Annotated in this window: 17 protein-coding genes and 1 pseudogene; all 18 read left to right on the top strand. The window is 64.8% G+C overall.

What is annotated here, in order from left to right; genetic code table 11:
- The first annotated feature begins 4 nt into the window (after nucleotides 1-4).
- Nucleotides 5-775 (top strand): amino acid ABC transporter ATP-binding protein, encoded by a 771-nt coding sequence (locus QC818_RS08645; RefSeq protein WP_309652445.1) that lies wholly within the window; start codon nucleotides 5-7, stop codon nucleotides 773-775.
- A 158-nt stretch (nucleotides 776-933) separates the two neighbouring features.
- Nucleotides 934-1,386, top strand: coding sequence for a c-type cytochrome (locus QC818_RS08640; RefSeq protein ID WP_309652444.1), 453 nt, complete (start codon nucleotides 934-936; stop codon nucleotides 1,384-1,386).
- Between the two features lie 39 nt (nucleotides 1,387-1,425).
- A complete protein-coding gene (locus tag QC818_RS08635) occupies nucleotides 1,426-2,781 on the top strand; it encodes a cbb3-type cytochrome c oxidase subunit I (RefSeq protein ID WP_309652443.1) in 1,356 nt (451 codons plus the stop codon).
- A gap of 55 nt (nucleotides 2,782-2,836) precedes the next feature.
- Complete coding sequence (locus tag QC818_RS08630) at nucleotides 2,837-3,646, top strand: CbbQ/NirQ/NorQ/GpvN family protein (RefSeq protein ID WP_309652442.1); 810 nt, start codon at nucleotides 2,837-2,839, stop codon at nucleotides 3,644-3,646.
- Nucleotides 3,647-3,802: 156 nt separating this feature from the next.
- Nucleotides 3,803-5,746 (top strand): nitric oxide reductase activation protein NorD, encoded by a 1,944-nt coding sequence (locus QC818_RS08625; protein WP_309652441.1) that lies wholly within the window; start codon nucleotides 3,803-3,805, stop codon nucleotides 5,744-5,746.
- Nucleotides 5,747-5,757: 11 nt separating this feature from the next.
- Nucleotides 5,758-5,967 carry a hypothetical protein gene (locus QC818_RS08620; RefSeq protein WP_309652440.1) on the top strand — a complete coding sequence of 70 codons (210 nt, stop codon included), beginning with the start codon at nucleotides 5,758-5,760 and terminating at the stop codon, nucleotides 5,965-5,967.
- 292 nt (nucleotides 5,968-6,259) lie between these two features.
- Entirely contained in the window at nucleotides 6,260-6,778 is a 519-nt protein-coding gene (locus QC818_RS08615) for an Hcp family type VI secretion system effector (protein ID WP_309652439.1), read from the top strand.
- A 240-nt stretch (nucleotides 6,779-7,018) separates the two neighbouring features.
- Nucleotides 7,019-9,208: a type VI secretion system Vgr family protein gene (locus tag QC818_RS08610; RefSeq protein ID WP_309652438.1), complete on the top strand. Its 2,190-nt coding sequence runs from the start codon at nucleotides 7,019-7,021 to the stop codon at nucleotides 9,206-9,208.
- On the top strand, nucleotides 9,205-12,579 hold the full coding sequence (locus QC818_RS08605; RefSeq protein ID WP_309652437.1) for a toxin VasX: 3,375 nt from the start codon (nucleotides 9,205-9,207) through the stop codon (nucleotides 12,577-12,579). Before QC818_RS08610 ends, QC818_RS08605 begins: the two co-directional genes overlap by 4 nt.
- Nucleotides 12,576-13,625, top strand: a complete 1,050-nt coding sequence (locus QC818_RS08600) for a hypothetical protein (protein WP_309652436.1) — start codon at nucleotides 12,576-12,578, stop codon at nucleotides 13,623-13,625. Before QC818_RS08605 ends, QC818_RS08600 begins: the two co-directional genes overlap by 4 nt.
- Nucleotides 13,626-13,711: 86 nt before the next feature.
- Nucleotides 13,712-14,674, top strand: coding sequence for a hypothetical protein (locus tag QC818_RS08595; protein ID WP_309652435.1), 963 nt, complete (start codon nucleotides 13,712-13,714; stop codon nucleotides 14,672-14,674).
- 17 nt (nucleotides 14,675-14,691) lie between these two features.
- Nucleotides 14,692-15,003 (top strand): hypothetical protein, encoded by a 312-nt coding sequence (locus QC818_RS08590; RefSeq protein WP_309652434.1) that lies wholly within the window; start codon nucleotides 14,692-14,694, stop codon nucleotides 15,001-15,003.
- A 752-nt stretch (nucleotides 15,004-15,755) separates the two neighbouring features.
- A pseudogene (locus QC818_RS18390) lies at nucleotides 15,756-15,965 on the top strand (bacteriophage T4 gp5 trimerisation domain-containing protein); the annotation flags it as partial.
- Between the two features lie 93 nt (nucleotides 15,966-16,058).
- Nucleotides 16,059-16,367: a hypothetical protein gene (locus tag QC818_RS18385; protein ID WP_374710070.1), complete on the top strand. Its 309-nt coding sequence runs from the start codon at nucleotides 16,059-16,061 to the stop codon at nucleotides 16,365-16,367.
- Nucleotides 16,364-16,885 (top strand): DUF4123 domain-containing protein, encoded by a 522-nt coding sequence (locus QC818_RS08580; RefSeq protein WP_309652433.1) that lies wholly within the window; start codon nucleotides 16,364-16,366, stop codon nucleotides 16,883-16,885. The genes QC818_RS18385 and QC818_RS08580 overlap by 4 nt, the downstream gene beginning before the upstream one ends.
- Complete coding sequence (locus QC818_RS08575; protein WP_309652432.1) at nucleotides 16,882-19,485, top strand: toxin VasX; 2,604 nt, start codon at nucleotides 16,882-16,884, stop codon at nucleotides 19,483-19,485. The genes QC818_RS08580 and QC818_RS08575 overlap by 4 nt, the downstream gene beginning before the upstream one ends.
- Before the next feature lie 13 nt (nucleotides 19,486-19,498).
- The gene (locus QC818_RS08570; protein ID WP_309652431.1) at nucleotides 19,499-20,488 is read left to right on the top strand and encodes a DUF6708 domain-containing protein; all 990 of its coding nucleotides are present in this window, start codon (nucleotides 19,499-19,501) and stop codon (nucleotides 20,486-20,488) included.
- 5 nt (nucleotides 20,489-20,493) lie between these two features.
- On the top strand, nucleotides 20,494-21,483 hold the full coding sequence (locus QC818_RS08565; RefSeq protein ID WP_309652430.1) for a DUF6708 domain-containing protein: 990 nt from the start codon (nucleotides 20,494-20,496) through the stop codon (nucleotides 21,481-21,483).
- Nucleotides 21,484-21,487: the final 4 nt, after the last annotated feature.

The following is a 21,487-nucleotide window of genomic DNA, read 5'->3' as shown; positions in this document are numbered from 1 at the left end:
CGCCATGGCGACCACCAACACGGCCAGCGCCCCCGCCGACGCCCCGATGATCGAGGTCCGGGGGCTCAACAAGTGGTACGGGGACTTCCACGTCCTGCGCGACATCGACCTGACGGTGGCCAAGGGCGAGCGCATCGTCATCTGCGGCCCCTCGGGGTCCGGCAAGTCGACCCTGATACGCTGCCTCAACCACCTCGAGGAGCATCAGCAGGGACGCATCGTCGTCGACGGCGTGACCATGACCCAGGACGTCAAGCGCATCGAGCAGATCCGCCGCAACGTGGGCATGGTCTTCCAGCACTTCAACCTCTTCCCCCACCTCTCGGTGCTCGACAACTGCTGTATCTCCCAGACCTGGGTGCAGAAGAAGCCCCGGGCCGAGGCGGAGAAAACCGCCATGGAGTTCCTCGAACGGGTGCGCATCGCCGACCAGGCGCACAAGTACCCCGGCCAGCTGTCCGGCGGCCAGCAGCAGCGGGTGGCCATCGCCCGGGCGCTGTGCCTGCGCCCGGAGGTGATGCTGTTCGACGAGCCCACCTCGGCGCTGGACCCGGAGATGATCAAGGAGGTGCTCGACGTCATGGTCGAGCTGGCCCGGGATGGCATGACCATGCTCTGCGTGACCCACGAGATGGGCTTCGCCAAGACGGTGGCCGATCGAGTGATCTTCATGGATCAGGGCCAGATCATCGAACAGGCCCCTCCCGAGACCTTCTTCAACCACCCCGAGTCCGAGCGGACCCGGCTCTTCCTCAGCCAGATCCTCGGCCACTGAGCGTGGGGGCGCCCGCCGGCGCCCCCGCCGATCTCGCCGGACTTGATCGATGTCATGGCGGGCAACGACCGGGGGCGCTACCCTTAACATGCATTTTTAATACATGTTAATAAGCACGGCAGCCTCCGGGCGCCTAGCGAGCGAGGAGGGTAAGATCTATGGCCGAGGGTCTCACCAAGTCGGCGGCCCGCAACATCTTCTATGGCGGGTCGTTGTTCTTCTTTCTGCTGTTCGCCGCGCTGACGGCCCACAGCCACTGGTACATGGTCACCGACTCCACCGACAGCGCCGGCCTCACCGAGTCCGTGGCGCACGGCAAGGAGGTGTGGGAGGAGAACATGTGCATCAATTGCCACAGCATCATGGGCGAGGGCGCCTACTTCGCCCCGGAGCTGGGCAATGTCTGGACGCGCTACGGCGGCCGCGAGAACCCCGAGGCGGCCCGGGCCGGGCTCATCGCCTGGATGAAGGCACAGCCGCTGGGCACCCCGGGGCGGCGCCAGATGCCGCAGTTCGATCTCAGCGACGAGGAGCTCGACGCCCTGGTCGACTTCCTGGAGTGGACCGATGGCATCGACGCTCAGGACTGGCCGCCGCACCCCGCCGGCTGAGCCGCGAGCGCTTCGGATGACCCAAGGAGAATCACCGCGATGAAATACGAGACCCAGAGGGTGGCCCTGCCCTTCTTCATGGTGGCCATGGCGCTGTTCGCGCTGCAGATCGTCTTCGGCCTGCTGGCCGCCGCCGTCTATGCCTGGCCGAACTTCATGGCCGAGCTGATGCCCTTCAACATCATGCGCGTCAGCCATACCAACCTGCTGATCGTCTGGCTGCTGGTCGGCTTCATGGGCTGCACCTACTACCTGATGCCCGAGGAGGCCGAGCAGGAGATCCACAGCCCCGGGCTGGCCTACTTGCAGCTGGCGATCTTCGCCTTCGCCGGCGCCGCCGCCCTGGTCGGTTACCAGTTCGGGATCCACGAGGGGCGCGAATTCCTGGAACAGCCGTTCTGGGTCAAGGTGCTGATCACCATCTCCTTCCTGATGTTCCTGTTCAACACCAGCATGACCCTCGCCAAGGGCCGCCGCACCGCCATCAACCTGGTGCTGATGCTGGGCCTGTGGCTGGCCGCGGTGTTCTGGCTGTTCGCCTTCTACAACCCCACCAACCTGGCCGTGGACAAGCTCTACTGGTGGTGGGTGGTGCACCTCTGGGTGGAAGGCGTCTGGGAGCTGATCATGGCCTCGCTGCTCGGCTACCTGCTGATCAAGATGACCGGTGTCGACCGCGAGGTGATCGAGAAGTGGCTCTACGTCATCGTCGGCCTGTCGCTGTTCTCCGGCCTGCTGGGCACCGGCCACCACTACTACTGGATCGGCGCGCCGGGCTACTGGCAGCCCATCGGCAGCATCTTCTCCACTCTCGAGGTGATCCCCTTCTTCGCCATGGTGGTGTTCGCCTTCACCATGTTCTGGAAGGGCTCCCGTAACCACCCCAACAAGGCGGCCATGCTGTGGTCCCTGGGCTGCCCGACCATCGCCTTCTTCGGCGCCGGGGTGTGGGGCTTCATGCACACCCTGTCGTTCATCAACTACTACAGCCACGGCACCCAGGTCACCGCGGCCCACGGCCACCTGGCCTTCTACGGCGCCTACGTGATGCTGATCCTCGGGGTGATGACCTTCGCCATGCCGCAGCTGCGCCGCGTCCAGCCCTACAACCAGGTGATGAACATGTGGGGCTTCTGGATCATGACCTCGGCCATGTGCTTCATGACCTTCACCCTGACCTTCGCCGGGGTGGTGCAGACCCACCTGCAGCGGGTGCTGGGCATGAACTACATGGAAGTGCAGAGCCAGCTCGACCTCTTCTACCTGATGCGCCTGGGCGCCGGCGCGGCGGTGGCCGTGGGCGCGGTGCTGTTGATCGTGTCCTTCTTCGGTCGGGTCCGCGAGCAGGTGCCGGCCGGCGGCACCCAGCTGACCGCCGGGGCCGAGCGCCTCTGATGACGGGCGGCCCCGCGGGGCCGCCTATTCCCTCATCGAATTCGGGAGTGATCCCATGGCTGTTTCCCCGATGGCCGCCGGCCACGAGCCGCAGATCCCCTTCTACCGCAGCGTGGGCAACGAGTGCGGCCTGTTCGAGCAGGCCTTTCGCCAGCGCCTGCCGCTGCTGCTCAAGGGGCCGACCGGCTGCGGCAAGACCCGCTTCGTCCACCACATGGCGGCGAAGCTCGGCAAGCCGCTGTACACCGTGGCCTGCCATGACGACCTGACCGCCGCCGACCTCACCGGCCGCTACCTGCTGCAGGGCGGCGAGACCCGCTGGGTCGACGGCCCCCTGACCCGGGCGGTGCGCGAGGGCGGCATCTGCTACCTGGACGAGGTGGTGGAGGCGCGCAAGGACGTCAGCGTGGTACTGCACCCGCTCACCGACGACCGGCGCCTGCTGCCGCTGGAGCGCACCGGCGAGCTGCTCGAGGCGCCGGACGACTTCATGCTGGTGGTCTCCTACAACCCCGGCTACCAGCACATCCTCAAGTCGCTCAAGCCCAGCACCCGCCAGCGCTTCGTGGCGATGGCCTTCGACTTCCCGCCCCCGGCGGTGGAGCGCGACATCGTCGCCCGGGAGAGCGGCCTGGCCGCCGAGCGCTGCGCGGCCCTGGTCAACCTGGCCGCCAGCCTGCGGGCCATGAAGGGCCAGGACCTGGAGGAGGGCGTCTCCACCCGGCTGCTGGTCTATTGCGCGACCCTGATCCAGGGCGGCATGCCGATCCTGGAGGCGGCCCGGGCCACCCTGGTGGAGCCGCTCTCCGACGACGCCGACGTCCAGGAGGGGCTGCTGGAAGCCATCCACGCCACCTTCGGCTGAGGAAACCCTGACACATTACTGCGATCGATATCCTGGCCGCCGGCGGTGCTCGCTATCCTCATTGAGCAGCCAGTCAACTCCGGTAGCTGCGCTCCGGCGGCGGCCAGCCTCTCGTCGCTCGCGACATGTGTCAGCGCTTCCTTCGGGAGAACATCTATGCTGGATTTTCTGGAGGTCGAGGAGTTCGTCGGCCGGCACTGGCACCGGTGGGCCTCCGGCGCGGCGAGCTACCCCGACCACCCCGAGGCGGCGGTGCACCTGGAGACGCTGCGTCCCATGCTCGGCGTCTTCTTCCGCGCCGGTGGCGGCGAGGCCGGCATCGAGGTCGGCGCCATCGCCGCCCGCGCCTCTTCCCATCGCCTGAGCCTGCGCCAGCGCCTCGGCCTCGACGAGGAGGCCCTCGACCAGGCGCGCCGCGACGAGGAGCACCTGCTGCTGCCGCCGCGCATCGCGCTGTTCGACGAGGCCGCGCTGAACCGCGACCTCTACCTGTGGCTGACCGCCTACCTGGCCGAGGCGCGGACGACCGAGCCGCCGTCCGATCCCCTCCAGGCCGACCTCTGGCAGCTGCGCGAGGCGCGTCGCGCCACCGCCGCCGCCCTGGCCCGCTTCCCCGGCCTCGCCGAACGCCACGCCCGGCTGTGCCGGACGCTGCTGGCGATCCGGCCGCGGCGCAAGCGCCTGCCGCCCCTGGAGGCGGCGCTGGAGGACGTGCTGCGCGCCGAGCTCGGCGCGCCGGCGCCCGCAGATGGCTGGGCCGGGGCCATGCGCCGCGCCCTCGACGACGCGACGCTGGACCTGGCGAGCTTCCAGGCGCCGCGGGGCTATCGCCCGCCGCTGCCGGTGCCGCTGTGGGGCCGGGCCCTGCGGCTGGGCACCCGGGACGGGGCGCGCGAGGCCCCGGCGGACGACGAGGCGCCGAGCACGGGCCCGGACGCCCGGGAGGACGATCACGGCAAGCGCCGGGCCGATCGCCGCGAGCAGGACCAGGCCGACCGCGACGACCCGCTGATCCTCAACGCCTCCGAGAAGATGCTCTCCTGGGCCGAGATGGTGAACCTCAACCGCCACGTGGAGGACGAGGAGGAGGACGAGGCGCGCCAGGCCGCCGATCAGATCGACGAGATCGTGCTGACCCCCAACCGTCGGCGGGCCAGCTCGCGGCTCAAGCTCGACCTGGACCTGGCGCCGGACGCGGTCGAGGGCGGGCGGCTGCGCGGCCGCCATACCTACCCGGAATGGCACCATCGCAAGCAAGCCTACCTGCCCGATCACTGCGTGGTGTTGAGCGGCCTGCAGGACGAGGAGGGCGAGGACTGGTCGCCCGACGAGGCCACCCGCCGGCGCATCCGCCGGGTGCGCCGCGAGTTCGAGGCGCTGCGGCCCCGGCGCGAGACCCTGCGCGGCCAGCTCGATGGCCATGAGCTGGACATGGACGCGCTGATCCGCTCGCGCTGCGACCTGGCCGCCACCGGCGAGGCCAGCGACCGCTGCTACCTGGACAGCCGCACCCAGGCCCGGGACCTGGCGGTGTCGATCCTGGTGGACGTCTCGCTGTCCACCGAGGCCTGGCTGCAGGACCGCCGCGTGCTGGACGTGGCCAAGGAGGCACTGCTGGTGCTGGGCCACGGCCTGGCCGGCTGCGGCGACGACTACGCCATCCACACCTTCACCTCCCACCGCCGCCACAAGGTCTGGGTGAACACCCTCAAGGGCTTCGACGAGCCCATGGGCGAGCGGGTGGAGCGGCGCGTCGCGGCCCTCCGGCCCGGCCACTACACCCGCATGGGGCCGGCGATCCGCCACCTCACCGGCGAGCTGGCCGAGCGGCCCAACCGCCATCGCCTGCTGCTGCTGCTCACCGATGGCAAGCCCAACGACACCGACTACTACGAGGGACGCTACGGCATCGAGGACACCCGCAAGGCGGTGCTCGAGGCCCGGCGCCAGGAGGTGCGGGTGTTCGGGGTGACCATCGACGGCGAGGCGGGGCGCTACATTCCCCACCTGTTCGGCCGCGGCGGCTACGCCATCGTCCAGCGCCCCGAGCACCTCTCCCTGGCGCTGCCGGGGATCTACCGCCAGATCATCGCCCGCTGAGGAGGCTCGCCATGACACCGACGCCCCGACTCGCCCTGGCCGTGGCCGCCTGGTTCGGCGCCGCCACGGCGGTGGTGCTGCCGCTGGCCTGGCTGATCAACACCCGGGACTGGGGGGTGGCGCTGATGCTGGCCGTGCCCGTCGCGGTCTACGGCCTGCTGCGCCTGGGCCGGCGCCTGGAGGGCTGGGTCCGCACTGCGCCGCCCTCGGAAGAAAGTTGAGGAAGCGTATGGTGGCGGCCCTCGGCGGGTATCTTCCGGCGCATCGAGAGAGGCACAACAGGATCACCCGGGTGGGAAGGTGGCTCTTGCCGCATAATTTGGTTAGGCGACTTTTTGCCTGCCGGGCAACAACTTGCTCGCTCTGGGCAAGTTGTTGCCTAAGCATAGTGGGGTTTTTGAGGTGGTGTTTTGGTAAGATATTGAAATAAAAGTAAATCAATAAGAGTGGCACGCGATCTGCTCCTATAGGGCGTCCATCGGACACCGTCATTCAACGTCAAGGAGCAGACCCATGCCTACGCCGTGTTATATCAGCATCGAAGGCCAGACCCAGGGCAACATCACCGCCGGTGCCTTCACCCCCGAGTCCGTCGGCAACATCTACGTCGAGGGCCACGAGGACGAGATGCTGGTGCAGGAGTTCAAGCACATCGTCACCGTGCCGACCGACCCGCAGTCCGGCCAGCCCTCCGGCCAGCGCGCCCATAAGCCGTTCATCTTCACCGTGGCCCTGAACAAGGCCGTGCCGCTGCTGTACAACGCCCTGGCCTCCGGGGAGATGCTGCCCAACGTCGAGCTGAAGTGGTACCGCACCTCCGTCGAAGGCAAGCAGGAGCACTTCTTCACCACCGCGCTGACCGACGCCACCATCGTCGACATCAACCTGCGCATGCCCCACGCCCAGGATTCCAACAGCTCTGAATTCACCCAGCTGATGGACGTCTCCCTGGCCTACCGCAAGATCGACTGGGAACACACCGTCGCCGGCACCTCCGGTTCCGACGACTGGCGCGCCCCGATCGAGGCCTGAGGCCCCGCGCCACCGACGGTGCCCCAGCCAATGCTCGCGCCGGCGGGCACCGTGTTCGCCGCCAGGGCTTCGGCCCTGGCGGCGGCATGCGTCAGCGTTTGTCGATTCATTCTGTAAGCGATCGCTTACGCATGCCGCCGACGCCTTGTCTCGGCGACGCGCTCGCGTAACCTACCCCCTGCCGTTGGCCGCTCCGCGCCGGCGGGACCAGGAACGGACACGGCCTCCAGGAGGGATGCCATGACCCAGGCCAATGGACTGCAGTTCACCCTGAGCCTCGCCGGGGCCGGCGAGGCCGAGCTGGCGGTGATCGACTTCACCCATAAGGAGGCGCTGTCGGCACCCTTCCACCTGCGGGTGCGCTTCGCCAGCCGCGCCGGCGACCTCGCGCCGGAGGCGCTGCTCGACCGCCCGGCGAGCCTCACCGTCTGGCAGGATGGTGTGGCCCAGCGCCGGGTCCACGGCATCGTCGCCGAGTTCGGCCGCGGCGACCGCGGCCATCGCCGCAGCCACTACGAGGCGGTGATCCGCCCGGCGCTGTGGCGGCTCTCGCTGCGCCAGAACTCGCGCATCTTCCAGCGCGTCTCGCCGCTGACGATCCTCAACACCCTGTGCGAGGAGCGCGGCCTGCGTGATGTGGCCTTCGCGGTGACCCGCGAGCCGGAGGAGCGCGAGTACTGCGTGCAGTACCGCGAGACCGATCTCGAATTTCTCGAGCGCCTGGCCGCCGAGGAGGGGCTGTTCTACTTCCATGAGTTCGAGGACGCCGACCTCGGCGCCCACCGGCTGGTGTTCGCCGACGATCCCCAGGTGCTCGCCGCCCTCGGCGAGCGGACCTATCACCACCGTGCCGGCGGCAGCGCGCCCCAGCGTCACCTGCGCCGGCTGACCCAGACCGCCCGGGTGCGCCCGGCCCGCGCCCAGCTCAAGGACTATTCGTTCAAGCAGCCGGCGTACGCTCAGCTCCACGATCATCAAGGCCAGGGGCTGGAGCAGCACAGCCAGCGGGCGGACTACGAGCACTACGACTACCCGGGCCGCTACAAGGCCGACGCCTCGGGCCAGGCCTTCACCCGTCACCGCCTGGAGCACCTGAGAAGCGACGCCCTGACCCTGGCCGGCGAGAGCGACCTGCCGGAGCTCGCCCCGGGCACGCGCTTCACCCTGGCCGACCACGACGTCGACGCGTTCAACCGCGGCTGGCAGGTCGTCAATCTGGTCCATAAGGGCGAGCAGCCCCAGGCGCTGGAGGAAGACGCCGTGGGCGTGACCGCCGGGGATCGCGATGGCCTGCAGGGGCGGGCAGGCTCGGAAGCCATGACCCGCTACCACAACGAATTGGTGCTGACCCCGGACGACGCCGCCTGGCGCCCGGTGCCCCAACCCAAGCCGCGGGTCGACGGCCCCCAGGTGGCCTTCGTGGTCGGCCCCGAGGGCGAGGAGATCCACTGCGACGCCCACGGCCGGGTGCGCTGCCAGTTCCCCTGGGACCGCTATGCCGGAGCCAACACCGCCGGGGCGAGCGGCGAAGCCGCTGTAGAGAGCGCCAGCGCCTGGATTCGCGTCAGCCAGGGCTGGGCCGGGGGCGGCTACGGCATGATGGCGATCCCGCGCATCGGCCACGAGGTGATCGTGTCCTTCCTGGAGGGCGACCCGGACCAGCCGCTGATCACCGGGCGCACCTACCACGCCGTCAACACCCCGCCGTACCCGCTGCCGGAGCACAAGACGCGCACCGTGCTGCGCACCCAGACCCACCAGGGCGAGGGCTTCAACGAGCTGCGCTTCGAGGACCAGCGCGACCAGGAGCAGATCTGGGTCCATGCCCAGAAGGACCTGGAGCTGCTGACCGAGAACGACCGCACCGAGGAGATCCGCCGCGACAGCCACCTGAAGGTCAAGCGCGATCGCATCGCCGAGCTCGACCGCGACGACCACCACAGCGTGCACGGCGAGCGGCGCGAGAAGAGCGACGGCGCCCAGCACCTGACCATCGACGGCAGCCTGCACCTCAGCGCCGGCCAGGCCTGGCTCACCGAGAGCGGCCGCGAGCTGCATATCAAGGCCGGCCAGAAGGTGGTGCTGGAGGCCGGCAGCGAACTGACCCTGGCGGCCGGCGGTAGCTTCCTCAAGGTCGACGGCGGCGGCATCACCATCGTCGGCCCCAGCGTCAAGGTCAACGCCGGCGGCAGCCCGGGTAGCGGCACCGGGCAGGGCGCCCAGGCGCCGCTGTTGCCGGGAGAAGCCACTGAGGTCGGACACGATCGCATCATGGCACCTAGCCAGACGCCCACCGAGGAAAGCGACTTGGTACCCTTCGAGGAACTGGGCCCGAAGGAGCTGATCGTCGATGTCATTGGCGGAGGCCAACCCGCCGGGCAGGTACGACTGCACAAGGGCCGCTCGCATGGCGAAGGAGAGCCGACATGAGCGAAGAATTGAAACCGCTCGAGGACCAAGAGATCGACCTCGGCACCCGACGCCGCACCGAATACCGGGATGATGAGGACGGCTCCCTGGTGCTGACGATTCCCAAGCGTCAGGGAGGCGAGATCCTCATCCCCTTGCTGGAAGGGGCCAGAACCACTCAAGAAAAAGACAGCCACCAGGATAATACGCTGCTGCGTGTGCGCCCTTTGGCAGAGCTGAGCGGGGAAGTTCCCTCCACCCATGAGGGCGTCACGACCTACACGAGCAAGTCAGTCGCCATGCTGCGGCCTGGATATCTCTACGTGTTCCTGCGCGGCAAGCTGTGGCGAGAGCTCGAAGTCGATGTCATGGGGCAGCTGAGCGACATCGATGTCGCTCGGTATCGTCGTGAGGCCGAAAACGGCAGTGTTCCCAACGATCGTGAGAGTGAGGGGCAGTGGCTCACCGACATACTGGTGCCAGTTCTGCTGCAGGGCCAGGCGACCCTGAACGAGGTACGTATTGCCTATAGCGAGATCGCCTGGAGCTGGCCGCGGATCGAATGGCTCGAGCGGCATGAAGGAGCCTTGGCGAAACGCACCGTACCCGTCGACCAGGCCTATCCCGCCGCCCTGATGCCGGCTTTGACCTTTGCCAACGGGTCTTCCGCTCAACGTGTCGAGTCAGTTCCAGCGATGCGTCAGCGCGATCTCGGCATCGAGTTGATGCTCACCGATCCAGCAAATTTCACGCCAGATTACACCACGCCGAACGAAGATGATCTCTGCCAGCGTCTGAAGGCATTGTGGGAGCAAGCCGGTGAAACCCAGCGTGCAGAGAGCCTCACGCTTGATGCTGCCGCCGATGAGGACCTGCTCGAGGATTTGCGCTCATCACCCGGTATCGTGGCGTTGGCCTTGCCCGACCCCCTGTTCCAGTTGCGCCACGCCTTGGTTCAGCTCCACCTGGCCATGCACTACCTGGATGGCCTGGACAGTATCCTGCAGGATAAGCCGCTGGGCCACTCGGCCAAGCTAGTTCGTCAGGCACTCTTCCATGAACGCCCGAATGAACAAGCCAGTGAGATTGAGAAATATCGAGAGGCCGTCGACCAAGCTAAACTGGACGAGGTGCTGGATCAGGTCGAGCGCGACCGGACAATAACCATGGTCGGTCAGCGAATCGACGCTATCGAAGCGCTGGTCCAAGAGAGTCGAATAGCCACGATACTGTGTGACTTCACCAGCCACGAGGGGCTTGGGGTTTGTGAAAACTATGCCCTTTGTGGGGATCTGCTGGGCGTCCTGCAGCAATTGCCGGGTATCCTGCGTGACCAGGGAGATCGAGACATAGCGGGTAGGATTCCGAGTCTGCTCGAGAGATTATTGACAGACGAATCAATGCTGGCCCTGTGGAGCGAGCCGGGAACATCGCAGGAAGACTCTGAAGAAGAAACTGATAACGATGGCAGCGGTAGCTTCCGCCCCGATTTTCTCGAGATGTTGGCCAATGATGATAGCGAGATAGATGACAAGCAGGTTGAGGGTCTTGGCCTGCAGTCATTGGGTATCATCGCGCAGTCGCCAGGGGAAGAAGAGGCGTCGGTTTCTCCCTTTGCCCATGTTTCCGTCGTCCATGCCGGCAAGGTGAGCGGGTTGCTCAACAATGTGCTGGACAAGTGGAGCCAGGCGGTGCTGAAAGCCGCCCAGGCGCTGGTGGAGGATGTCGAGGCCATCAGGTTTCAGCGTGTGTTCACGGCCATCGGGGCACATGCCAATCTGATCAATCGTCGTCTGGACGGTGAGCTTCAGATCATGCCTCGCGGTGCCGTGGATCACACGCATTATAGCATCGTGGGGGTGCACGGCGAGAATCTGCGCTGGGGGCTTACTCCCTCCGATCGCCACAGCAGTGCCATGACCCGCAACCAGCACTATCTGTATGCCGATCAGCGTGGAGCGGGAGGCCGGCTGATGGCCTCCACCAGCCCTTCTCGTATGGCCGATGAGTTGGAAGGAGCCATTCGCAAGGCGGCGGGACATACCCTGGTGTTTGTGCTGCCGGCAGGCCATCCTGAGGCGCTCAAGTTCAGTGCCCTCCGCCTGCGGATGGCTGAAGGCGCCAGGACTGTGGTCGATGGACCGGCGATGTCCGGGGCGTTGGTGGGGCTAGCGGTTTACAACTTACTCTCTGAAACATCAAGCTTAATACGAGCTTTGCGTGATGATGGGTCTATCGCGTTGCAAGTTACCAAGATGACTGGCTGCCTTTTGGATTTAAGTGCAGCAAGTATGAAGTTGCATACTGTGCTTTATCCAGGAAGCCTATCGACTACAGGGAGATTTGTTCAGAGAGCTTGGTTCGATATGAAACGCTGGCCGCTGATCGGCGGTAGGCTGACTCGAATTGGCGCTGGCACCATCGCCAGGACAATAGGTCTAGTCAATTTTGGTGCTGGGTTGATAACTGTAGGTATCAGCGTCTGGGAGCTTCGCAACAGCCTTTCTCAAGGCGATAGCGATGCCGCCTGGGGGCATGGCATCGCCATGGCAGGTGGTGCTCTCTTCTTGGCTTCGCCTTTGATGGCCGGTTTGTTGATGGTGCCCGGCTGGGGCTGGGTACTACTTGGGCTGGGGATGGCCCTGGGGGGCGGTAGCTATGCCAGTTATGCTCGAGACAATCCTCTAGAGCGACTGCTCAAGCAGGGGCCGCTTGGCACCTATCCTGATCAAGACGTCGTGGGCGTTGACGATCAGGCTTACTACCCTCAGTTACTGACACAATTTTGCCCCATCCAGGTACAGGTACAGAGCGTGGCCGAGATGCCTCGAGAAGAGCTTTCCGCACTGAGTAATGCCGACGCTGGATCTTTCGGAGATGTCTCGCCTCAGGACTATGTGGTAACGGTGACCACACCGTTGATCAGCCGCTTTCGTATCGGGGACTCGCTGCATCTTCAGGTTCAGGAACTGGAATACAGCTTGACGACTACCAGTGCCGGCTATAGCTCCACGAGCTCGCTGTTCGTCGACAAGGTGCGGGAATTGCGCCGAGTCGAGAAGCGCCAGGTGTTGCCCGAACGGAGTGCAGTTCGCTTCCTGGCGCGTCGCGAGGTGATGCCCTCGCACAGTTCCGATATCTTTGGTAGCAAGATGCGTAATGGTGCACTCAGAGTGGCCGTGCAGGCCCATATCGATACCGAACTGGGCTCGATGGTATTACCGACTCCCTCTCTGGAGAAATATGAAGCTTATCAAGCCGGTGATCACGGTCAGCCGCCCGAAGTCGAAACAGGCCATAAAAGCCCGATCCTGGACATGATGGCATCACTTTTCATGGGGAATGAGACGACTCCCTACTGGTCGATCACCGAGGTGGAGGTACGGCTATGAGCTCACACACAGCGTCCTATGAGACGGATGCCTACCGCGCCGAGGCCATCCCGCCGCTGCCCGCACCACCCAAGGCCCGCGAACGGATAGGGGAAGACCTGCTGCCGTTCGGCAACTATGCCGATATCGATCCCTACCAGCAGCTCTGTGACGATGCCGAATTGGTGCAGTATCAGGAAAAAGAGGATTCGGAGTTCTATAAATCCCGTGATTGGTGGTGGGATCACCAACGCATTCGTTTCCTAAAAAGTCAAGCCAGCTTGTCTATACTGCTAATGGCTGTCCCATTTATATGGTTCTCCATCTTGCTTCTCTTGGTGCTTATTACTGGGATTAAAGTCGCACTTTATTTTGAAAATGAGTACCTTGCAGCATTCTCATCGCTGGCAACACTTGCCGTTGGCTTATTTTCCATCTGTCTTGTTGGGCCATCCTCCACCCAGTGGCTCATGAGTGGTATCGCTTGGCTACTAAAACCCTTGCGAGGCTATGTCGAACACCGCTTTGATCGCTACACCGAGGACCGCTGCAGCGAGTTCAATCGTCAAACCGGGTTTGTCAGCATGGCTCAAGGAAAGGGAAAGCCACCTCTTGTCGCGCCCTTTGTCGAGTTCGATGGCTATGTCGAGCGCGTGGTCCAGCGCGGCGGGGTGTTCTACAAGCTGATGCTGGTGCACCGCTACACGGGGAAGGAGTTCCACCATACCTCGTTCAGCCAGACGGTGACGCACAAGCAGGAGGTGCACGCCCAGTGGGACATGTTGCAGCGTTACATGGATGTCTCTCAGCCACTGCCCGACGTGCCGCGCCTGGAGCCCTTCCGCGACCGTGACCCCGTGACAGCGGAACACGACCGCAAGACGGGGCGTGATCCGCGCTATTGGCGCGATCTCGATATCGAGGCCTGGAAGGAGGGAGAGGGGGCCGCCTTGCTCAAGGCCCAGATGGACTACCCCTGGCAAAAGCAGCAGTGCCGACTGACGCCCAGGCTCGGGCAAATCGAGATGTCGGAGTATCGAGAGCAGCTTGCTGAGGGGGCGGTATAACGGTTTCAGCTTCTACTTTGGCCTCTGGCGCCTATCGCGCCGGGGCCATCTCGCCACTGCCCGAGCCTCCCAAACCTCGTGAGCGGATGGGGGAAGACCTGCTGCCGTTCGGTGACTATGCCGGTATCGATCCCCACCAACAGCTCTGTGAAGATGCCGAACTGGTGCAGTATCAGGAGGCACAGGATCCAAATTTCTATCAATCCCAGGATTGGTGGTGGGACCATCAGCGGATTCGCTTTCTGAAGAGTCAGGTAGGGCTATCCATTCTGCTCATGGGCGTACCTGTTATCTGGCTTATGACTTTGCTGGGAGTTGTTTTATATTTAACAATTAATGTTCCTTCTCTGCTTTTTGGCAGGGAAGCGCTTGGCGCTGCTGTAACGGTTTTAATGGCACTTTTTGGTTCCTTGGCTGCCATGGTGATTGCCGTCTACTCAACTCAAAGTGTCATGAATTTTATCGTGTGGATTTTCAAGCCATTGCACGACTTTTTGAATCGCTGGTTCGGCCGGTATGCCGAAGATCGATGCAGCGAGTTCAATCGCCAAAGTGGCCGTGTCAGCATCGCTCAAGGAAAGGGCAAGCCACCTCTCGTTGCCCCCTTTATCGAGTTCGATGGCTATGTCGAGCGCGTGGTCCAGCGCGGCGGGGTGTTCTACAAGCTGATGCTGGTGCACCGCTACACGGGGAAGGAGTTCCACCATACCTCGTTCAGCCAGACGGTGACGCACAAGCAGGAAGTCCACGCCCAGTGGGATATGCTGCAGCGTTACCTGGATGTCTCCCAGCCCCTGCCCGATGTGCCGCGCCTGGAGCCCTTCCGGGCTCGCGATCCCGTGACCGCGGAGCATGACCGTAAGACGGGGCGTGATCCGCGTTATTGGCGCGATCTCGATATCGAGGCTTGGAAAGACAACGAAGGTGCCGAATTGCTCAAGGCGCAGATGGATTACCCCTGGCAAAAGCAGCAGTGCCGACTGACGCCCAGGCTCGGGAAAATCGAGATGTCGGAGTATCGAGTGCAGCTTGCTGAGGGGGCGGTATAACGGTTTCAGCTCCTACTTTGGCCTCTGGCGCCTATCGCGCCGAAGCCATCCCGCCGCTGCCTGCTTCCCCCAAAGCTCGTGAGCTTACGGGAGAAGACCTGCTGTCGTTTGGTGATTACGCGGGTATCGATCCCTACCAACAGCTCTGTGAAGATGCCGAACTGGTGCAGTATCAGGAGACACAGGATCCAAATTTCTATCAATCCCAGGATTGGTGGTGGAATCACCAGCGGATTCGGTTTCTGAAGAGCCAGGGTGGAGTTTCCTCTCTTTTAATGGCGATTCCTGTTTTTGTTTTTATATCACTTTTCGCAATAATTATTTTTTAGGGATGAGCTTGTCGGAGCTTTTCGAAAATGACCCGGGGATAGGTTTTTTTCTTGGGATTCTTGTCGTTTTGATAGGCGTGCCATCTATAGGGTTTGTGGCCCACCCCGCTACACAATGGATTATGAAATGTATTGCTTGGCTACTTAAACCTTTCCAGGCCTTTTTCGAGAGACGCCTCGACCGCTACACCGAGGATCGGTGTAGCGAATTCAATCGTCAAACCGGCTTGGTACGTTTTTCCCGGGGCAGGGGCAAGCAGCCCATTGTCGCCCCTTTTATCGAGTTCGATGGCTATATCGAGCGCGTGGTCCAGCGCGGCGGGGTGTTCTACAAGCTGATGCTGGTGCACCGCTACACGGGGAAGGAGTTCCACCACACCTCGTTCAGCCAGACGGTGACGCACAAGCAGGAGGTCCACGCCCAGTGGGATATGCTGCAGCGCTATATGGATGTCTCCCAGCCCCTGCCTGATGTGCCTCGGCTTGAGCCCTTCCGGGACCGTGACCCCGTGACCGCGGAGCATGATCGCCAGACGGGGCGTGATCCACGCTACTGGCGTGATCTCGATATCGAGGCCTGGAAGGAGGGAGAGGGGGCCGCCTTGCTCAAGGCGCAGACGGACTATCCATGGGAGCAGCAGCAGTGTCGGCTCACACCGCAGCTCGGGAAGATCGAGTTGACAGCGTATCGGGAACAGCGAGCGGCTGTCATGGCGTAAGCCGAGGTGTAATGGGCGGAGGGCTTCAACGAGCTGCACTTCGAGGACCAGCGCGACCAGGAGCAGATCTGGGTCCATGCCCAGAAGGACCTGGAGCTGCTGACCGAGAACGACCGCACCGAGGAGATTCGCCGCGACAGTGATCTCAAGGTCAAGCGCGACCGCATCGCCGAGATCGACCGCGACGACCATCACAGCGTCCACGGCGAGCGGCGAGAGAAGAGCGATGGCGCCCAGCACCTGACCATCGACGGCAGCCTGCACCTCAGCGCCGGCCAGGCCTGGCTCACCGAGAGCGGCCGCGAGCTGCACATCAAGGCCGGCCAGAAGGTGGTATTGGAAGCCGGCAGCGAGCTGGCACTCAAAGCCGGCGGCAGCTTCCTCAAGGTCGACGGCGGCGGCATCACCATCGTCGGCCCCAGCGTCAAGGTCAACGCCGGCGGCAGCCCGGGTAGCGGCACCGGACAGGGCGCCCAGGCGCCGCTGCGGCCGGGGCATGCCGAGCCGGAAACGAGCCAGGACGTAACGTTCACGCCGCCCGCGGCGTTGCTCAAGCAGCAGTATGTGCTGCATGAGGCGGCACAGCTCGGCGAGGGCGTCTGCGAGGTCTGTCAGGCGGCAAGCGACCAGGGAGCGAGCGAATGACGGCCTATCACTACCTGATGATCGATGGCAGCCTCAATCCCGAGGCCATGAAGGCCCTCTATGCGCCGGAGATGGCACTCGAGGTCTGGCCGTTGCTCCACGCGACGCCCTATGCCGCCCTGGCTGCCTCGGGGCCATTGCTGGCCGTTATCGAGCCGGATAGCTCCGTCGACCGTCAGTGGCAAGACCAGCAGCCGCCATGTCGCCATGCCTGGCGATGGAGCAGCGATCTGCCACCCGACGAGGCGGTGCGTCACTGGCAGGCACGCCTGTTCATGCGCGCTCCCCACGAGCGAGAGGTCTGGCTGCGCTTCGCCGATGCCCGCGTCATCGCCCGGGCGCTCCAGCGGGAGGCCATGCCGCCCGGCTTCTGGCAGCACACGGTCAGCGTTCAACTGCCCGGCGCGGGAGCGTTCAGTCCCTGGGAACGACAGCATCCCGACTCACCGCCCTTCGTCCTCAGCGAGCGCCGACTCGCGGCCCTCGCCGCGCCGTCCGATAAAGAGGAGGTCGCATGAGCGCCGCCCAGTGTCCCTTGCTCGCCGCTCTCATCCCGGTGCGCTATGCCGTCGGCCATGAGGCATTGACCAGCGACTTCCTCGATGGCCTCTCTCTGCCGCCCCTCGAAGGCACCTGCCTGAGTGATAACGCGACATCGGAAGCCCGCCCCCTGCGCTATGTGGCGCGACCGCTGCGGGACGGCTGGTGCTATGCATGGCTGGAAGCCCAGCAGTGTCTGGTGGAATACGCAGTGGAGGGAGGCAGGCTCGAGGAGACCTCCCGGGGCGGGCCGGTGGTGATGCCGGGCGGCGGCCCCAACCTCTTCCTGCCGGCGGGTGAGACCGTGTTGCTGGCCTGGTCACCCGTTCGCTGGAGCGAGGCGCATTATGCCGATCTTGCGGCCAGGGCGGACCGGCGCCATGCGCTGATGCGGGCCATCACGCCGGGGCAGGGGCCGGCCAGCGGGCCCCTGGCATGGGCGACCCAGGTGCCGGAACTGGCGGGCGCTCCCGACACGACCTTCGCCTGGAGCAGCGAGCCGGACTTCGACCTCCCGCGCTGGGAGACCCTGATGCCGACCCTGACCCAGGCCGAGGTTCAGGCCGTGGCCGTGGTCGACGATCCCTGGGGCGTGGTCATCGATCTCGCTCATCTCGTGCGCCGGGGCTATGCCCGCCGCGAGGCCTGGTTCGCCGAGGAGGGCGAGGAACGCACCCTGGCCCGCTATATCCTGGCGCTGGCCAGGCAGAACCGGGAATTCTGGGCCGAGCTGCCTCACCTGGCCGATCAGCCACGCATCGAGGAAGCCGCCCGGCGCTACGATGCCGAGATCGCCGAGCTGGAAGCGAGGCTCAGTGGGATCGTGACGGACTGGCAGGCCTGGATGGAGACGCTCTGGACGCAGGGAGAGGTCGCCAGCCTGGCCGCGGCCCAGGTGCACTTCGACCCCGCCGAGCCGGAGCATCATGACGCCATGGAGACCCTCTGGACCGCCGGCCTGCTCGGGCCCACCCAGAGCCAGGCCGGGGCCGAGCTGGTCGAGCGCCTGATGGATCCGCAGCGTGGTCCCCAGGTCGAGGAGGCCGGGCACTCCCTCTGGGCTGTGCTGCTCAGCCAACCCCGCTCGCTGTCGCTCTCCGATGTGGCGCGGCTGCTGACCGCCGGCGACCTGGCCGCGGAAAACGACTGGCAGGGTTGGACCGCCAACCTCAACCAGCTCGCCACGGGCCTCGGTCAGGGCACCGCCGCCCTGCGTGAGGGGCTGTTCATCGCCATCGGGCCGGTGGTGGGCCCGCTGCTCAAGCAGCAGGGCGCCATGTCGGCCCACCAGACCCTGGTGGCGGGCTACTTCGCCGCCGCCCTGGCCCGCAGCGGCCAGCGGTTGGCCGCCGAGCCAGTCGCGGCCAAGCAGGTGATCGACTGGCTCAACGAGCCCGCCGTCCGGGCCGTTGGTGCCCCGGCCTCGCTCGCCCGACTGCGCCCGGACCTGCTGCCCGAGCTGGAGGGCAAGCGCATCACCACCCTGCGCCTGGCCGCCAACGACGCCACCGCCCCGCCGCGGGGCAATCCCTTCGTCGATACTCTCGAGGACGCAAAGCTCAAGAGCCTATTGCTGGTGCTGAATGGCTGGATGCTAAAAGATGCCGTCACTGATGTATTGGAGAAAGACCTATCTATCGAGACAGGTTTACCGCTAGGTTCTAGCTTTTTTGGCACCGCCGCCGTGGGGGGGGCGATTACCCAGCAGGTATTGGAGCTTAATGCGGAACGCATTCATGCCACACAAGGCATGTCCGCTGCCTGGAAGAGTCGTTATGGGGCTTTCCTGATCGCCGGGCAAGCGACCAATTTCTCGCTAGGGCTGGCCACTAGCTTCGATGCCATCTATTTCGGCCGCCAGGCCCTCGATCGCTGGCACAAGGGAGACGCCGACTCCACCGCCGTGCTCGCGGGCATGAGCGCCGCCAGCACCGGCCAGGCCGCCCTGGCGGCGCGCGCCTTCTGGCTCTACCGCCGGGCCCGGGTCGCTCTGGCGGCGAAGCAGGCGGCCGAGGCCGCGGCCCTTGCCAGCCGGGCCGGCACCCCGGGCATGATGCTCGGCCTGGTGATCCTGGTCATCGGCGGCGCCATCAGCCTGCACTTCACCCACGAGACGCCGCTGCAGGACTGGCTGCGCAATACCCGCTTCGGCCGCCATCCCGCCGCCTGGGCGGGCGACCTTGAGCAGGAGCTCGACCGCCTGTTTCGCCTGCTCTACGCGCCCCGGGTGCGCCTGGAGCGTCGCGACGAGTGGAACCACCGGCTCGGCACCCGCTATCGGTCCGTTTGGCTGCTGGTGGAGTTCCCCGGCGCCGCGCCGCCGTTTCCCGGCATGTTCACCTGGCAAGCCAAGGCGACCTGGAGCGCCGGCTGGTTCGGCGGCGAGACCCGTGAGGTAGTGCTCACCGAGCAGGACCTGGCGCTGGATATCGGCGGCCGGTCTGGCGATCGCCCCGTCTATCGTCGCATCTTCCATGAGGAGGCCGAGGGCGCGACGCTGCAAGGCCTGAGCGGCACCCTGTACTATCGTCCCCGTCCCGGGCTGACGCTGTCGCCCATCGAGCTTTCCATCGACTGAATGCCGAGGCCCCATGCAACGCATCCAGAGCTTCTTCGCCGACCTGTCCCAAAAGGCGGGCCTGGCCGATGAGATCATCCGGCTCTCGCCGCGCCGCCGCGCCGCCGCCAAGCCTTATCAGCTCGGCGACGTCCAGGAGCAGAACGCGGTCTACCTGGACCTGGCCACCGGCGCCGATTTCAGCAAGGGCGGACTCACCGGGACCATGGTGATGGGCTTTTTCTACATGGCGTTGCTGGTGTCCCCCCTGCTGGGGCGGCCAGATCAAGTCGATAACTATCTGATCTTCTTCGGCATATTATTCGGCATCGCCTTTATCACCTTCCTGATCGAGGTGCTGCTGCCCTTTCCCATGCCGGTGCGCTTCAACCGCCGCACCCGCGAGATCTACTTCCAGGATCGTCGCAAGCTCTACCATGTGCCTTGGGACGAGGCGGTGGCCTGGATGCAGCAGACCCGTCAGGTCACTCAGTACACCGGCGCCACTCGCATGACCTTCCTGCAAGTGCTGCTGCAGCGCTTCCGGCGGCCGGAGGAGGTGATCGCCCTGCAGCTCTCGCTACCCATGGGCAAGACCCCGGAGATCCAGGCCATGCTCTGGGAATACCTGCGCTGCTATATGGAAAAAGGCCCCTGGTTCGATGAGCAGGGCGAGGCACTGGCCACTTCCAATCGTCACGAGATTCTAAAACACCGCTGGGGCAAGAAGGCCAACCTGCGGGAAGCCTGGGCGGGATGCAAAGAGGGCTTGGAAAAAGGTTACGATACCAAAGGCTTCGTGGTCTTCTTCATGACTTGGAACGTCCTGATGTACCCCTCGATGCTCGTCCAGGACGTGACCACCGCCGTGGCCCGGCGCCGCGCCGAGAAGAACCAGTGGGACAAGCGAGTGCGCGAGCGCTGCCGCCCGGACGGCCCCACCACCCGGCTCTACGACTTGGAGGTCGGGGAAGGACTTCATCGGGACGATTCAGACGCTCTCCCGGAGGCCTCCGTGCGATAATGGCCATGCCACGCATCCAGACCTTCTTCGCCGATCTTTCCCAAAAGGCGGGCCTGGCCGATGAGGTCATCCGGCTCTCGCCGCGCCGCCGCGCCGCCGACAAGCCTTACCAGCTCGGTGACGTCCAGGAGCAGAACGCGGTCTACCTGGACCTGGCCACCGGCGCCGATTTCAGCAAGGGCGGGCTCACCGGGACCATGGTGATGATTTTCTTCTACATGGCGCTCATCGGCTCACCAGCATTGCGCCAAGAAGGGCAGGTCGATAATTTCTTTATTGCCTTTGGCATCCTTTTCGGCATCGCCTTTATCACCTTCCTGATCGAGGTGCTGCTGCCCTTTCCCATGCCGGTGCGCTTCAACCGCCGCACCCGCGAGATCTACTTCCAGGACCGTCGCAAGCTCTACCATGTGCCCTGGGACGAGGCGGTGGCCTGGATGCAGCAGACCCGTCAGGTGACCCAGTACACCGGCGCCACCCGCATGACCTCCCTTCAGGTGCTGCTGCAGCGCTTCCGGCAGCCAGAGGAGGTGATCGCCCTGCAACTCTCGCTGCCCATGGGCAAGACCCCGGAGATCCAGGCCATGCTCTGGGAATACCTGCGCTGCTATATGGAAAAAGGCCCCTGGTTCGATGAACACGGCGAGCCGCTGACGATTTCCAACCGGGAGGAGGTCCTGAAAAACCGCTGGGGGAAAAAGGCCGATCTAAAGCGCACGTGGAAGCACTTAAAGGAGTGTCGAGCCGATGGGTACGATACTATCGGCACTTCTATTTTCTGGATCGTTTGGGAGCTGCTGTTCTATCCCTCGATGCTCGTCCAGGACGTGACCACCGCCGTGGCCCGGCGCCGCGCCGAGAAGAACCAGTGGGACAAGCGAGTGCGCGAGCGCTGCCGCCCGGACGGCCCCACCACCCGGCTCTACGACCTGGAGGTCGGGGAAGGACTTCATCGGGACGATTCAGGCGCTCTCCCGGAGGTCGCCGCGCGATAATGGC

Source organism: Halomonas koreensis (assembly GCF_031451675.1).
GTDB lineage: Bacteria > Pseudomonadota > Gammaproteobacteria > Pseudomonadales > Halomonadaceae > Halomonas > Halomonas koreensis.
The sequence above is the reverse complement of the archived record's forward strand: the minus strand, read 5'-3'. Positions and strand labels throughout refer to the sequence as shown.

Bases quoted from the DNA above. Each gene is read 5' to 3' on its own strand.
- QC818_RS08645 (WP_309652445.1), top strand. From the start codon at position 5: ATGGCGACCACCAACACGGCCAGCGCCCCCGCCGACGCCCCGATGATC.
- QC818_RS08640 (WP_309652444.1), top strand. From the start codon at position 934: ATGGCCGAGGGTCTCACCAAGTCGGCGGCCCGCAACATCTTCTATGGC.
- QC818_RS08635 (WP_309652443.1), top strand. From the start codon at position 1,426: ATGAAATACGAGACCCAGAGGGTGGCCCTGCCCTTCTTCATGGTGGCC.
- QC818_RS08630 (WP_309652442.1), top strand. From the start codon at position 2,837: ATGGCTGTTTCCCCGATGGCCGCCGGCCACGAGCCGCAGATCCCCTTC.
- QC818_RS08625 (WP_309652441.1), top strand. From the start codon at position 3,803: ATGCTGGATTTTCTGGAGGTCGAGGAGTTCGTCGGCCGGCACTGGCAC.
- QC818_RS08620 (WP_309652440.1), top strand. From the start codon at position 5,758: ATGACACCGACGCCCCGACTCGCCCTGGCCGTGGCCGCCTGGTTCGGC.
- QC818_RS08615 (WP_309652439.1), top strand. From the start codon at position 6,260: ATGCCTACGCCGTGTTATATCAGCATCGAAGGCCAGACCCAGGGCAAC.
- QC818_RS08610 (WP_309652438.1), top strand. From the start codon at position 7,019: ATGACCCAGGCCAATGGACTGCAGTTCACCCTGAGCCTCGCCGGGGCC.
- QC818_RS08605 (WP_309652437.1), top strand. From the start codon at position 9,205: ATGAGCGAAGAATTGAAACCGCTCGAGGACCAAGAGATCGACCTCGGC.
- QC818_RS08600 (WP_309652436.1), top strand. From the start codon at position 12,576: ATGAGCTCACACACAGCGTCCTATGAGACGGATGCCTACCGCGCCGAG.
- QC818_RS08595 (WP_309652435.1), top strand. From the start codon at position 13,712: ATGGGGGAAGACCTGCTGCCGTTCGGTGACTATGCCGGTATCGATCCC.
- QC818_RS08580 (WP_309652433.1), top strand. From the start codon at position 16,364: ATGACGGCCTATCACTACCTGATGATCGATGGCAGCCTCAATCCCGAG.
- QC818_RS08575 (WP_309652432.1), top strand. From the start codon at position 16,882: ATGAGCGCCGCCCAGTGTCCCTTGCTCGCCGCTCTCATCCCGGTGCGC.
- QC818_RS08570 (WP_309652431.1), top strand. From the start codon at position 19,499: ATGCAACGCATCCAGAGCTTCTTCGCCGACCTGTCCCAAAAGGCGGGC.
- QC818_RS08565 (WP_309652430.1), top strand. From the start codon at position 20,494: ATGCCACGCATCCAGACCTTCTTCGCCGATCTTTCCCAAAAGGCGGGC.